This window comes from Gilliamella sp. LMG 34359, from assembly GCF_984569085.1.
In genome coordinates this window covers 580,325-594,557 of sequence record NZ_OZ474906.1, presented here as the reverse complement: position 1 = coordinate 594,557, position 14,233 = coordinate 580,325, and the positions used below count along the sequence as shown (strand labels likewise).

At 36.7% G+C, this 14,233-nt stretch carries 16 protein-coding genes; 6 read left to right on the top strand and 10 right to left on the bottom strand.

The genetic code is table 11. From position 1 onward, the window contains the following. Nucleotides 1–50: 50 nt before the first annotated feature. Nucleotides 51–563: a peptide deformylase gene (gene def / locus AC5LXV_RS02855; RefSeq protein WP_110434751.1), complete on the bottom strand. Its 513-nt coding sequence runs from the start codon at nucleotides 561–563 to the stop codon at nucleotides 51–53. Nucleotides 564–723: 160 nt separating this feature from the next. Here def and dprA point away from each other — a divergent pair, with 160 nt between their 5' ends. Next, nucleotides 724–1,845 carry a DNA-processing protein DprA gene (gene dprA / locus AC5LXV_RS02850; RefSeq protein ID WP_493467333.1) on the top strand — a complete coding sequence of 374 codons (1,122 nt, stop codon included), beginning with the start codon at nucleotides 724–726 and terminating at the stop codon, nucleotides 1,843–1,845. Nucleotides 1,846–1,949: 104 nt separating this feature from the next. Here dprA and rraA read toward each other — a convergent pair whose 3' ends face one another. The 5 genes from rraA to AC5LXV_RS02825 all read right to left on the bottom strand — a co-directional run bounded on the left by rraA (nucleotide 1,950) and on the right by AC5LXV_RS02825 (nucleotide 6,800). Next, nucleotides 1,950–2,441: a ribonuclease E activity regulator RraA gene (gene rraA, locus AC5LXV_RS02845; RefSeq protein WP_493467332.1), complete on the bottom strand. Its 492-nt coding sequence runs from the start codon at nucleotides 2,439–2,441 to the stop codon at nucleotides 1,950–1,952. An 89-nt stretch (nucleotides 2,442–2,530) separates the two neighbouring features. After that, complete coding sequence (locus tag AC5LXV_RS02840) at nucleotides 2,531–3,433, bottom strand: 1,4-dihydroxy-2-naphthoate polyprenyltransferase (protein WP_493467331.1); 903 nt, start codon at nucleotides 3,431–3,433, stop codon at nucleotides 2,531–2,533. Nucleotides 3,434–3,505: 72 nt separating this feature from the next. Continuing rightward, nucleotides 3,506–4,693: an ABC transporter permease gene (locus tag AC5LXV_RS02835; RefSeq protein WP_110434754.1), complete on the bottom strand. Its 1,188-nt coding sequence runs from the start codon at nucleotides 4,691–4,693 to the stop codon at nucleotides 3,506–3,508. 14 nt (nucleotides 4,694–4,707) lie between these two features. After that, a complete protein-coding gene (locus tag AC5LXV_RS02830) occupies nucleotides 4,708–5,847 on the bottom strand; it encodes an ABC transporter permease (protein WP_110434755.1) in 1,140 nt (379 codons plus the stop codon). After that, complete coding sequence (locus AC5LXV_RS02825; RefSeq protein ID WP_110434756.1) at nucleotides 5,829–6,800, bottom strand: HlyD family secretion protein; 972 nt, start codon at nucleotides 6,798–6,800, stop codon at nucleotides 5,829–5,831. The genes AC5LXV_RS02830 and AC5LXV_RS02825 overlap by 19 nt, the downstream gene beginning before the upstream one ends. Nucleotides 6,801–7,138: 338 nt before the next feature. Here AC5LXV_RS02825 and AC5LXV_RS02820 point away from each other — a divergent pair, with 338 nt between their 5' ends. Both AC5LXV_RS02820 and AC5LXV_RS02815 read left to right on the top strand, forming a co-directional pair. Then, nucleotides 7,139–8,428 carry an NAD(P)/FAD-dependent oxidoreductase gene (locus tag AC5LXV_RS02820; RefSeq protein ID WP_493467330.1) on the top strand — a complete coding sequence of 430 codons (1,290 nt, stop codon included), beginning with the start codon at nucleotides 7,139–7,141 and terminating at the stop codon, nucleotides 8,426–8,428. Nucleotides 8,429–8,516: 88 nt separating this feature from the next. Beyond that, nucleotides 8,517–9,116, top strand: coding sequence for a YiiX family permuted papain-like enzyme (locus tag AC5LXV_RS02815; RefSeq protein WP_110434758.1), 600 nt, complete (start codon nucleotides 8,517–8,519; stop codon nucleotides 9,114–9,116). Between the two features lie 2 nt (nucleotides 9,117–9,118). Here AC5LXV_RS02815 and rnhB read toward each other — a convergent pair whose 3' ends face one another. The 4 genes from rnhB to fabZ are packed head-to-tail and all read right to left on the bottom strand — an operon-like array spanning nucleotide 9,119 to nucleotide 12,124. Then, nucleotides 9,119–9,712, bottom strand: a complete 594-nt coding sequence (gene rnhB / locus AC5LXV_RS02810; protein WP_493467329.1) for a ribonuclease HII — start codon at nucleotides 9,710–9,712, stop codon at nucleotides 9,119–9,121. Next, nucleotides 9,703–10,857 carry a lipid-A-disaccharide synthase gene (gene lpxB / locus AC5LXV_RS02805; RefSeq protein ID WP_493467328.1) on the bottom strand — a complete coding sequence of 385 codons (1,155 nt, stop codon included), beginning with the start codon at nucleotides 10,855–10,857 and terminating at the stop codon, nucleotides 9,703–9,705. The genes rnhB and lpxB overlap by 10 nt, the downstream gene beginning before the upstream one ends. Then, nucleotides 10,857–11,636, bottom strand: a complete 780-nt coding sequence (gene lpxA, locus AC5LXV_RS02800) for an acyl-ACP--UDP-N-acetylglucosamine O-acyltransferase (RefSeq protein ID WP_493453149.1) — start codon at nucleotides 11,634–11,636, stop codon at nucleotides 10,857–10,859. The genes lpxB and lpxA overlap by 1 nt, the downstream gene beginning before the upstream one ends. Before the next feature lie 41 nt (nucleotides 11,637–11,677). Continuing rightward, a complete protein-coding gene (fabZ, locus tag AC5LXV_RS02795; protein ID WP_091121625.1) occupies nucleotides 11,678–12,124 on the bottom strand; it encodes a 3-hydroxyacyl-ACP dehydratase FabZ in 447 nt (148 codons plus the stop codon). Between the two features lie 233 nt (nucleotides 12,125–12,357). Here fabZ and fkpA point away from each other — a divergent pair, with 233 nt between their 5' ends. From fkpA to tusC, 3 genes are read left to right on the top strand one after another with little or no spacing between them, the layout of a single operon-like run. Next, a complete protein-coding gene (fkpA, locus tag AC5LXV_RS02790) occupies nucleotides 12,358–13,404 on the top strand; it encodes an FKBP-type peptidyl-prolyl cis-trans isomerase (protein ID WP_493467327.1) in 1,047 nt (348 codons plus the stop codon). A 28-nt stretch (nucleotides 13,405–13,432) separates the two neighbouring features. Beyond that, nucleotides 13,433–13,798 (top strand): sulfurtransferase complex subunit TusD, encoded by a 366-nt coding sequence (gene tusD / locus AC5LXV_RS02785; protein WP_493467326.1) that lies wholly within the window; start codon nucleotides 13,433–13,435, stop codon nucleotides 13,796–13,798. 15 nt (nucleotides 13,799–13,813) lie between these two features. Next, complete coding sequence (tusC, locus tag AC5LXV_RS02780; protein ID WP_110434764.1) at nucleotides 13,814–14,167, top strand: sulfurtransferase complex subunit TusC; 354 nt, start codon at nucleotides 13,814–13,816, stop codon at nucleotides 14,165–14,167. Nucleotides 14,168–14,233: the final 66 nt, after the last annotated feature.

The window sequence follows — 14,233 nt, the reverse complement described above, 5'->3', positions numbered from 1 at the left end:
AACCAATTACTGGGGGAGCTTTTTATGTCAAAATATAGTGGCGGTTTATACTATCGATTCTTTTGCTCTTCACGAGCTAGTTTTTTCATCTTTTGTTCAATACGTTGACGCTTTAATGGCGAGAGATAATCGACAAACAGTTTTCCTTTTAAGTGATCCATTTCATGCTGAATACAAATCGCCAATAGTTCATCAGCATCAATTTCATAAGGATTACCCTCACGATCTAATGCTTTGATCTTGATTTTTTCTGATCTTGGTACAAATCCACGGCAGTCAGGTATCGACAAACATCCCTCTTCAATGCCAGTTTCGCCTTCTTGGCTGATCACTTCCGGATTGATAATCACATAAAGCTGGCTTCGATCTTCTGACACATCAATCACAATGATCTGTTCATGCACATCCACTTGCGTCGCTGCAAGTCCAATACCATTTTCAGCATACATGGTTTCAGTCATGTTATCGATAATTTCTTGTAGCTCTGGTGTAAAATTAGAGACAGGCTTTGCGATTTTGCGAAGTCGTTCGTCTGGGAAACGTAATACCGGTAAAATAGCCATAAATTCTTCGATCTACTCCTCAATTTTGTGTTTTTTCAGATTCGCCTACATTGTAAACATTTATGATGCTGGTGAATAGCCTTAGTTGACTATTGGTCAAATATATCTAATCAATTCCAGATATGGCACCAAGCAACGATGTAGATGAAAAAGGATAGTAATGAGTAAATATGAATTTTTATTACGAATTTCAATGCTTGGTCATAAAAGAATAGGCTGTTTTGAGCGAATTAGTCTTTGCTTTAGCAATGGTCTGCCAAATAACATCAATGATGTTTCGTTATTGTTAGATAGACTAGGTTTATCCAAAACGGTTCAAGAGCAATTTTTTCAAACCTCTTATCTTCATTTTGAACCAGTACTCGATTGGTTAGCCACACCTTATCCAGCCAAACATTTGATTGCCTATTGTGATTCCGATTATCCAATATTGCTTAAACAGATAAGTTCACCACCGCCATTGTTATTTGTTATGGGCAATAAACAGTTATTACATTCACCACAAATTGCGATGGTAGGTAGTCGTGAATTTAGTGAGTATGGTGCACAATGGGGACGATATTTTGCTAGTGAATTAGCCATTAATGGTTTGACGGTGACTAGCGGACTGGCACTGGGTTTAGATGCGATCTGTCATCGTGGTGCACTTGAGGTATCAGGAAATACTATTGCCGTTTTAGGTAGCGGTTTAGCGCAAATCACACCTCGTTCAAATGTTAGATTAGCCAATGATATTTTGGCACAAAATGGGGCTATTGTTTCAGAATTTTATCCATTTGAAAAAGCAAGATCCGAATACTTTCCGCGCCGCAATCGTATTATTAGTGGATTAAGTTTAGGGACATTTGTTGTTGAGGCATCGGAAAAAAGCGGATCACTTATTACTGCTCGTTATGCGCTTGAACAAAATCGTGATGTGTTTGCATTGCCGGGGGATATCGATAATCAGAATAGCCATGGTACCCATTACTTAATCAAACAAGGTGCCTATTTAGTCACAGAACCAACCGATATTTTAGAACACTATAGTGGTTTTTTATCCACAATTGATAGACAAAGTGATTTTGATAACCAAGAGAGTAATAGTGTGTTATATCCTGACATTTTTGCCGTTATCCACCATCAACCAATTCCAGTTGATACCATTGCGTCCCTTGTTAATTTACCTATTCCTGAGCTAACCATTAAATTATTAGACATGGAAATAGCAGGATTAATCATTACCGTCACGGGTGGTTACATTCGTAACCGAACAAGAACCGCACAAGATACTGTGCGATAGCCAAAAGGTTGAGGAAAGTTATTTATCTAAAAAACCGCTGTAAAAGTATCCAACTTTATGTGGTCACTTCAAAAGTACAGCGGTTTATAAATATGCTACGCGATTTATTTATCGTCTATTTCAAGCGCAATTTCAGATAAGATAATGCCAGTATTATCAGCATAGATAAAGTCGCCAGAGAAGAACGTCACTCCACCAAAGTTAACGCGAATATCTATTTCACCAACACCTTGATCATCAGAGCCGACAGGTATTGCCGCTAGTGCTTGCACTCCAATTTCAGCATCGGCGATATAATCAACTTGGCGCACCGCCCCATAAACAATGATACCTTCCCATTGGTTTTGCAGGGCAATATCGATTAATTCGGCATCTATCAATGCTCGACGCACCGAACCACCGCCATCAATAACCAGTACCTTACCTGCACCATCGGATTGTAACACTTCGTACAATATGCCGTTATCTTCAAAACATTTCACTGTAACAACCTGGCCTGAAAACGACGTCACACCACCAAAGTTACTAAATATCGGTTCTACGACGTTTACATCTTCTGGGTAGTAATCGCAAAGAATTGATGTTTCAAATTCCATGGTCGAGTCTCCTTTAACTGTAATATCTATTTGATTCTAGTATAACGCTAACATGAAGTAAAACGATATAAATTTGGCATAAACGTGAACTAGCTCAAAATAATCCCTAAACAATAAAGTAAATTAATCAATAAAGCAAGTTTGACCATTTGTAATAGTAAAGGGAACGCATCTTTTGCTGTTTTAAATTGAAAAACGGCATAGATATGTTCAATTAACAAAGGTAGACCGAGCATAAATAGCCAACCCCAACGAGGATTTAGATAACTATAGGAGAACATGCTAAATGAGCATAATGAGATCACCAATAATAGAAGGTGATAAACTCGCCCACGATCTTTGCCCATTAAAACTACTAGTGTTCGTTTGTGATTCATTCTGTCACTATCTATATCACGTAGATTATTAATATTAAGTACTGCAACGGACAATAATCCACAGCCTAAAGCTGGCAAAATAATCGGTATTGGTAATGTTTTGGTTTGTAAATAATAGCTTCCTGTTACACTAATTAGACCAAAAAAGATAAGAACAGATAGATCTCCAAGACCTATATAACCATAAGGTTTTTTACCTACCGTGTAAGTTATTGCTGCAATAATAGATAATATTCCTAATAGTATAAAACTTAAAATTTCATAAATATTATTACAAGCTAAATAAATTAAAGTCAGTCCAAATAAAATACATAAAAAAGTATTAATCCATAATGCTTTTTTTAATTGATTAAGCGTAATTAGACCTAACTGCACCCCCCGTTTATGCCCAGTTAAGTTTTTATCATCGCTGCCTTTAATCGCATCACCATAATCATTGGCTAGATTCGATAAAATTTGTAACAATGATGCGGTAATAATTGATAAGAGCATAATCAGTGGATCAAAAGACCAACTCCAATACGCAAGCGCATTACCCATCAAAATGGAACAAAGTGATAATACTAATGTTTTAGGGCGTAAACTAATCATCCATGGATAATATTTATTGGGCATACAACATATTATTTATTCAAAAAATCAAGCATTCATCATATCAGTAATCAATAATATATTCACGTTTTTACACTAACTAATTGAGGATTTATTATTAACTTTCTGATTACTTGAGCGCATCAGTTTTTTTACTTTTTTGATATATCCTCTGACCTTATTTTCTCGTAATGCCGCAATAAAAAAGCCTAATGCCCCATAAATTGCCCCAAGAAAAAGAATCATAAATATATTAAATAAATTATCTGATAAACCTAATCCCATCTGATTGACACCGGCAATCATATTGGTCGCCCAGGTTGATGGTAACATTCGCGATACCGTTTGTACCCAAAACGGCATAGCATCAAGCGGCCATATGGTACCCGAAAGGTAAAATACCGGCGTAGTCAAAAAGGCTAAAGTAAGATAAATCATCTCGGTTCGGTGTAAACATTCAGTGAGTAATTTACTTAAACCTAATACGCCTAATAATAGCGGAAATGTCATCACCAAAATCGCCGGTATGCTAGCTAATTGCCGGTAACCAAGCACCCAAGGCCATAATCCAAATAGAACCAAAGACAAAAATAGCCAAATTGGAATAAGACCGCATAAACTTCCGAAGATAACAATCCTCGGTGGCTTGCCTTGTGGCAAGGAGTGTAAAGTAATGTTGGTACGCGTTGAGGCAATCAAAAAAGAGTGTTGCAACAACATGACTAATAATCCAGGAAAAGTTATTGCCGCAAAACTGATACCGGCATTATAAAGAGGCATAGTTTGCCCTTTTATTGGCGATAGGATGATATTAATCTGCGGATCAGAAAAACCGGCATTACGCATTACCCGGGTATTATATTCGGTTAATATTTGTTGATATATTCCTCGAATATCGACTTGTATCAAACCATTAGCTAAACGGCTAGAGGCATCTCCATAGGCAGGGATGGTCACGTCTTCACCGTTTAACAGGCGTTTTTCAAAATCTCTGGGAATGGTAAATACCGCAAATAATTTACGGTTGTTAATATCATCATAAGCTTCTAATGAACTTTCATAAGTAAGTACATCAATTTTAGAACTGGTATTTAGTGAACGAATCAAGCTGCGACTAGTGGCAGTATGATCTTGATCCACGATCGCAACGGGCAAATTCGTGATGGTACCATTAATATAAACTAGGCTCATTAATGAAACAGATACTAATAGCAATAACCACATTGGTCGCATGAGCATGTAGAAAAACATTTTTACAGCTGAAGATAAAAATAGCTTAAGCATCCCAATATTGCCTCTTACTGTGAATGTAAACGTTTGACTAAACGTTTTCTAACTAGCACTGTGATAATGATTGGATAGATCATTAAAATACCACAGGTTTTTAATACGGATAGATAGCTAGAATGCCGCAAAAAAAGATCGAACAATTTATTAAGCGCATAAGTTAAAGGTTCTAAAGAAGAGATAAATCTAGCTATCCAAGGCATCGATAATTCAGGTACCACTACCCCCGAATAGGTTAAGGCCAGTCCAACTAACACACCAATATAGGTATAGGCATCTAATACTGTTTTAGTAAACGTATAGAGCAAAATACCAATACTTTGCGCCGCAATCACATAAAAGAACACAACCAACATCATAGCGAATGGCGAACCTGATACTCGAGCATCAGAAAATAGAACCAGCATGGCTATTTCAAACATTAATAACATAGTGTACCAAATGGTATAAGGCGCTAGCTTACCTAATACAAATGGATAATTAGGTCGAGTTCTTTTAGGTAATCGCGAGAGAATATGAATCGTTGTGGTCACTACAAATAATTGTAATAGATGTACTACCGCAGAAAATTGCTGAAAGTACATTGAGTTACCACTGGCATTAAATAATCCATCATAATTGAAATTAACTTGTGCAAGTTTCGGTACCGGCAAACCAATACTGGTAGCCAGAGTGGTACGATATTGAGTGTTTAATGAGGCAATTAATCCGGAATAATCCATGATGGAATATAAACCAGCACTATAATATAAAGCATTATAATAAAGCATTGGTGTCGGTTGACGACCGGCTAACACATCGGCTTCAAAATTAGGCGGTATATAGAGAATAGCGTAAATTTTAGCTTTCTCTAAATCACGTTCAGCCATTTTTAGCTGATTATCATAATTAGTTAGATTTGCGTGCGCTCCAGCATTAAGATCGCGAATAATTTCACGAGATAAGGTACTTTTATCTTGATCAACATAACCTACTGGTAGGTCAAATAATACCCCTCTATAGAAAATACTGCTGATGATAACAAATATAATCAACGGTAAAATCCACATTAACCAATGAAAGGTAAAGCGCTTAAATATAACTGGGATTTCATCGTTAAATGCATCTTTAAATCGGTGCCAGAAATCTGAAATTAGTTGTCTATTTTCCATAATGTACTCATACCTGCGCGTAAGCCCTCAACAGGTTTAGTTGGATAAAGTCTAATTTCAAAGGTTTTTAAATCGAAATCACCTGTCGCTCGCGTAGCTCGTTTAGTGGCATAATCACCCATTGGTGAGATAAAACGCACCTCAGCTTCAACTTCTTTATTGCCAAGCGCTGGAACTTCCAGCTTAACATGATCACCTTTATGAATATTAGGCATAATATTTTCACGAATGTTAAACACGAAATAAGCTTGTGGTAAGCGAATAACCGTTAATAATGGACTATTAGGATTAAACAACTCACCAACTTCAGCAGGAATTGAACCGACTTCGCCATCGACCGGTGCTTTAACTTGCAGATCATCATATTGAATCTGTAATTGTTTAAGCTGCTCTTCTGCCTCTTTCAATTTAGCATTATAGATTTCGCGTTGCTCAATACGATCACCATTTTGCGCTTGATCTAAATTGGCTTTAGCTGATAGAACTTGTTGATAAGCAGCATCACGCGTTTTAAGGGCATTATCCAATATTGATTGCGATACAAAGCCTTTTGCCGAAATGGCTTTATTACGGTTGTACTCTTTCGAGGCGTTGTCATAAGCAACTTTAGCTTGTTCAAGTAATGCCTCATAATAACGGATACTTTCTTCACGGGTGCCGTTTTGCGAAAGTTCAACTTGCGCTTTAGCTTGGTCCCGCCCAGCTTCAGCTGCTTTAACTTGAGCTAAAAGTTCAGGACTATCGAGCGTAATTAAAACATCATTTTGTTTAACATCATCGCCACGATTGACATGAATAACTTGCACTCTCCCCTTGGCTTTTGAGGAAATGCTAACATTGGGTGCGTCAACTTCGCCTTGCAAAATAAGCTGGCTATTATGAGCACGTATTAAGATCGTCATCGAAATTAAAATAACAATCAATGCAATAACAATAAATATTTTTTTATTCATAAATTTATTTTGAGTGACAATTGTAAGATAAGGCCTAAAGAACTAGGATAATTGTATGCAATCTAGAATTAATATACATCAATAATGATTACTATATCACAGGATATAGTGCTTTACTTAAACAATCAAAGCTATATTTCTATAACAAAGTAAGGCTACTACATGGGATTATTTACAACTACATTAAAAGATATTCTATTGCACCCTTAAATAAATTTCAATAATTGCAAACCACCATTTCAATAGATTTCATTTATAAATGTTATCAGTCAAAAGAAATAGATAAAAACCTACTTATTTAGTATGATATTTTTAGTTTAAAAAATAAGGCTTGAAATATGCAAAAAATAATTATTATAGGTGGTGGTGCCGGCGGTTTAGAACTCGCTACCGACCTAGGTGATAAGTTAGGCAAAACGGATAAAGCGCAAATAACCTTAATTGATAAAAACAGTTATCATCTATGGAAACCATTATTGCATGAAGTTGCAACTGGTGTACTTGATGAACAAGTTGATAATATCTTTTATGCCGCTCAAGGACAACAGCATAATTTCGAATTTACCCAAGGTAATTTTACTAACCTTGATCGTGACCAAAAACAAATTACTATCATCAATCACCAAGACGAAACACTAACTATTAATTATGATATTTTAGTTATTGCCATTGGTAGTACCTCTAATGATTTTGGTACCCCTGGTGTAAAAGAACATTGTATTTTCTTAGATGATCAAAATGCCGCTATACGATTACGTGAAACCTTAATCAATAAATTTACCAGTTTTTGTTCCATCATCGATAATGATCAAAGCAGTGAGGAAGATAAAATCCGCATTGCTATCGTGGGTGGTGGTGCAACCGGCGTAGAATTAGCTTCTGAACTACCACATATGGTGGAAACATTTGGCGCCTGCGGTCGTAATAAGATGTGTTCCGATCTTTTAGATGTGTCGGTTATTGAAGCAACCGATCGGATTTTACCTGCTCTTCCTGAAAAGACCGCTGCAAGCATCACTAAAACACTTGAGAAACAAGGTATTCATGTATTAACTAAGACCATGATTACCAAAGCCGAAAGTGATGGTTTTTATCCAAAAGAAGGCGATACCATCAAAGCAGATATTATGATCTGGACTGCAGGGGTTAAAGCACCTGATTATTTGAAAGAAATTGCTGGGTTAGAATCAAGCCGTTCCAACCAATTGGTAGTAAAACCAACATTGCAAACTTCACGTGATGATAGTATTTTTGTTATTGGTGACTGTGCTTATGCGATGCAAGATAATGGCCATGCTTCACCACCTACCGCTCAAGCTGCGCATCAAATGGCAAAAATCTGTTATGAAAACATTATCAATATACTAAATAACAATCCATTAAAATCATTTAAGTATACTGATAATGGTACAATCATTTCTTTACACGATACTGCACAAGGTGTGGTGAAAATAGCAGGAAAAAGTGAAATGAGTGTAAAAGGCTGGTTTGCACTCATCATTCATCGATTGTTGTATCGAATGCACCAAGCTAGTTTGTTGGGGATTTTTAAAGCGATCCGTTTTGCTCGTGCTAGCAAAGTTATGTACAAAACAAAATCAACTTCCATTTTTAGTAATCGGGATTAATTATTAAAACATCAGCTACTTAAAAATTTTGTTAAGTAGCTGTTTTAGCATATACTACTACTTTAGTTTATTTTTTAAGTCACTGTTTATGCGTTTTATTTTCATTATAGGATTACTTTTCACTAGCTACACGGCTATAGCAGATTATCTACCTCAAGATGGTGATATCATTTTCCAATCTTCTCAATCAAACCAAAGCAAAGCTGTTGAGCAAGCAACTAATTCACCTTATAGTCATATGGGTATCATTTTTACTAAAAATGGTAAACCTTATGTTTTTGAAGCGGCGAGTAAAGTGGTTTATACGCCATTAGATAAATGGATAAATCGCGGAAAAAATAAAAAATATGTGATTAAACGGTTAAAAGATCATACCTTATCAGCTAAAGAAATTACCAATTTAAAGCAAGTCGCTCACACATTTGAAAACAAGCCTTACGATATTTGGTTTGGTTGGGATGATAACTATATTTACTGTTCAGAATTAGTTTGGAAAATTTACAATAAAGCACTTAATTTAAAAATTGGTAAATTACAAACGATTAAAGATTTTAACCTAACATCACCAGCGGTTAAACAAAAATTAAAACAACGTTATGGCGATAAGATCCCTTATCAAGAGACGGTAATTTCACCGGTTGCGATGTTTAATTCACCTCTATTAATCACCGTTGATAAGAACTGGTGATCTTAAATGAGTAACAATTTTTTTATTGGTGCAAAGCTTTTACGATATAAATGATTCACACCATGTTCTTCAATTGCCCTTAAATGGTCTTTCGTTGGATAACCCTTGTGTTTGGCCAAGCCATACTGAGGGTATAACTTATCAAACTCGACCATTTCGCGATCACGCGTCACCTTAGCTAAAATCGATGCGGCACTGATTTCTGCGACTAATAAGTCACCTTTAACCACCGCCTGAGTTTGGATACCAAAATTAGGGCTACGATTACCATCAACTAAAACATAATTTGGTTTGATTGATAATCCTGCCACCGCGCGTTGCATTGCTAGCATGGTGGCATGCAGGATATTGAGTTTATCAATCTCCTCAACTGATGCTCTGGCAACACACCATGCTAGTGCATTTTGCTTAATAATATCAAAGAGGGCTTCACGTTTTTTTTCTGTTAACTTTTTAGAATCGGTTAATCCCGCAATCGGTTTATTCGGATCTAAAATCACCGCAGCAGTTACGACATCGCCACAAAGTGGTCCGCGACCAACTTCATCAACACCGGCAATTAATGTCGCATCCGGGTAAGTAAATTCTAATAACAAGGGGAATCCTCTAATACATCTAATACCGCCTGGGCAGCTTGTTCATCAGCATTACAGCGAATTTGTTTATGTAAAGCTAAAAATGTTGCTTTTAGTTCGGTGTTGTCACCTTCTAAAAAAGGAAGAACATGATTAGCGATATTTTCCGGCGTACAGTCATGCTGTAATAATTCAGGGACGATTTCTTTACCCGCTAGAATATTAGGTAGAGAAACATAAGGAGTTTTGATAAGTTTTTTTGCCAGCCAAAAGGTAAAGGCTTTCATTTTATAACCCACTACCATTGGGCATTTGGCTAACATACACTCAAGCGCAACGGTTCCGGAAGCCAAAATTGCCGCATTGCTAGCAATCATTGCTTCACGTGCATGGCCATCTACTAACTGAACATTAAGTTGTGGCGCAACTTCGGCTTTAATTTGCTCAAATTCTTGTCTTCTTTTGGCGTTCGCTAAAGGAACCACAATATGTAAATCGGGCAATTTATCTCGTAATAGTTGAGCTGCTTGCAAAAAAGGTTGAGATAATAAGGCCACTTCGGCATGACGGCTACCCGGCAAAAGTGCTAAGCATTGACTATCAAGCGGAATACCTAATTGCTGACGCATAGCCGTTTGATCAGGCTCTAAAGGAATATCATCGGCCATTTTATGACCAATAAATCGACAAGGAACATCAAATTTATCATAAAAGGCTTTTTCAAAAGGCAGAAAAGCTAAAATCAAATTAGTATTGCGTTTAATCTTAAATACGCGTTTTTGCTTCCAAGCCCACACCGAAGGACTTACGTAATGGATAGTTTTAATTCCAACTTGTTTAAGTTTGCCTTCTAATGCAAGATTAAAATCTGGGGCATCAATACCGATAAAAATATCAGGTTTTAGATCAATAAGACGTTTAGTGATATCTCGACGAATTGCTAATATACGACGTAATCGACCTAATACCTCGACAATGCCCATCACCGATAACTCTTCCATTTCGTACCAAGCTTTACAACCTTCAGCTTGCATCTGAGGGCCAGCAATGCCAACAAATTGCATATTGGGATGGCATTTTTTGAGAGCACGAATTAAACCTGCGCCAAGAATATCGCCGGATGTTTCACCAGCGACTAGGGCAACGATTAAGGGTTTATCTGTCATTAACGAATAATGCCACGAGTTGAACGAGCAAAAAAGTCGATAAACAGTTGAACTTCAGGATACTGTTTTGCCAACGATTCAATTTCAACTTTGGCATCGTCAAGGGTTAAGCCGTTTCGATAAAGGATTTTATATGTGTTACGAATGGCTTGTAACGCCTCTTTACTAAAACCTCGACGTTTCAACCCTTCATAGTTAACCCCATGTGGTGTTGCGTGATTTCCTTGAGCAATAACATAAGGTGGGACATCTTGGGCTACGCCAGAACAACCGCCAACCATTACGTGAGAGCCGATCACACAGAATTGGTGCACAGCTGTCATGCCGCCAATAATGACATAATCATCTAACTGCACATGGCCACCAAGTGTGGCATTATTGGCTAAAATACAGCGATTACCAATAATACAATCATGCGCAACATGGGCATTAATCATCAATAAATTATCACTACCAATACGGGTTAACATACCACCTTGAGCCGTACCACGATGAATCGTCACACTTTCACGAATCAGATTGCGATCACCAATTATAGTGTCAGTTGGTTCACCACGATATTTTAAATCCTGGTTGACTTCACCGATTGAGGCAAATTGATAGATTTGATTATTCTGACCAATTTTTGTGTGTCCATTGATGACAACATGTGATTTTAAAAAGGTACCGTCACCAATTTCAACATGTTCACCAATATAACAAAAAGGCCCGATTTTGACATTATCACCAATCTTTGCCCCCTTTTCTATTACTGAACTTGGGTGTATTTCCGTTGCCATAGCAATTCCTTAATACTTTTGGGATATTTCAAAAATCAAAATTATTTACGGGCACACATCATTTCGGCTTCACAAACCAGTTTACCATCAACTGTTGCTACACCATGAAACAATGCAATACCACGACGCTCTTTAATATATTCAACATCAAGTACGATTTGATCTCCTGGTACGACAGGACGTTTAAAGCGCGCTTTATCGATTGAAGCGAAATAATAAAGTTGACCCGGCGAAAGCTCTTCAATACTTTTGAAAGCAAGAATTCCTGTCGCTTGAGCCATTGCTTCTAAAATTAACACACCAGGGAAAATCGGTTTATTAGGAAAGTGGCCTTGGAAGAAAGGTTCATTAACAGTCACATTTTTAATGGCTTTTAATGTTTTGCCTTTTTCATAACTAAGTACGCGATCAACCATTAAAAATGGATAACGATGAGGCAGTAAACTGATGATCTCTTCAATATCAAGGGTATTAAGTTCGGTAGTCAAAATAGCTATCCTTATACATTATTTACTATAAATTGTGTCTATTATAACTGAGGAAACCACTTTCACTCAAGGAGTGATTTTTCACCTTGTTTTTATGGTTTGCAATAATAAATAAATCTAATTCGATATAAATTAATTATATAAATGATATGTAAAAACTATATTATCCAATAATAGATCATATATAATATGATTAATATTTAGCTAAAAGATCTTTTAACTTGGAGAGTGAAATGAAATCATTTATTAAAATGACATTGATAAGTAGTGCTATTGTACTAGCATTAGCAGGTTGTGATGATAAAAAAACTACAGAAAAAAGCGAAGCACCGGTAACAACAACTAAAACTACAACAGCAAATACTACTGAAAATAATAGTACTCCTGCCCCTGACACAGCAATAAATGAAAATAGCCCAAAATCGGTAACAACGACAATAGTTGATAATACAGAAGGCAACGATAAGCCGGTATCAACATCGGCAACTACGATAGATGAAAATAAACCAGAATCTGAAACAACGACAACAGTCGATAATGCCAAAGCTAGCGAAACACCTGAAAAAGATGAGGTTCAAAACACGCCAATAAAAATTACAACTGAAGCTCAAAAAGAATCTTATGCGCTAGGTTCTTCATTTGCTAACTACTTAAAATCAAACTTAGAACAAAATGGCATAGAAGCTGACCAAGCATATTTAATTAGCGGCTTTAACGAAACAATGAAAAATACTTCACAATTCAGCCAAGAAGAAGTGAATACAATTCTTGAGACTTTCGGTAAACGAGTGCAAGAAGAAAGTAGAGCGCGTTTTGAAAAACAAAAAGCTGAAAATACCGCAGCTGGTGAAAAATTCCGCGAAGAGTTTGCCAAAGAACCTGGTGTAATAAAAACTAAGTCAGGCTTACTATATAAAGTTATTAACGAAGGAACCGGAGCTCACCCAACAGAGAATGATACTGTTATTGTTCACTATATTGGAACATTAACTGATGGTCGTAAATTTGACAGCTCTTTTGATCGCAACGAAACTGCGACCTTCCCACTTAATGGTGTCATTAAAGGTTGGACTGAAGGAATTCAAATTATTGGTGTCGGTGGTAAGATTAAACTCGTTGTTCCCCCTGAATTAGCTTATGGTGATCAAGGATTCCCAAACCAAGGCGACAAAGCTAGCATTACCCCTGCGTCAACTTTAGTTTTTGAAGTTGAACTACTTGGTATTGATAGTGATAAAGAGCACAATGAAGAGACTGCTCCAGCTACCGATACAGAATAAACACAAGAACTATCAGCAAAATAATTTAATGAAACCATTGAGTTATACATTGGTTATTATGGGTCCCGCTTATGGGGCCCAATCTGCTTATTGTGCTTATCAATTTGCACAAATACTGCTTTCAAGTACTAATCATTCCATCGATAATATCTTTTTTTATGCGGATGGTGTTTATAACGCCAACTGTTATACGGATCCGGCTAATGATGAGTTTGATTTAATCAAAGCTTGGCAAAATTTAGCAAAAACATATTCCTTAAAGCTTACGGTCTGTGTAGCGGCTGCGCAAAGACGAGGAATTAGTCTAGACAATCTTGCCGAACATTTTGAATTAACTGGTCTTGGAGAGTTAAGTGCTGCGGTAGCCAGTTCAGATCGGGTTGTACAATTTTAAATACAGGCAGATAACATGAAAAAAGTAGCCATCATAATTAGCTCAGCACCACATGGCAGTGCCAAGGGTCGAGAAGCGTTGGATACTGCTTTAGCGCTCTCAACATTTAACCATATTTCCGTCTTTTTTATGGGTGATGGTGTTTTTCATCTTTTACCTAATCAACATCCAGAAGATATCTTGATGCGAGATTATATAGCAACATTTAATATGTTAGAACTTTATGACATTGAAGATGTTTATGTTTGTAAAACATCACTAGATGAACGGAATTTAAGCCAGATAACCATCAATATTGCCAACCAACTAATTGAAAATAAACAATTGCACCAATTACTAGCGAGTCAAGACGCGGTTTTACGCTTTTAATTACCTTTACAACCTCGATTACGCCACTCTCTTATTCTTTAATTTGAGAATTATCTTATTAATATT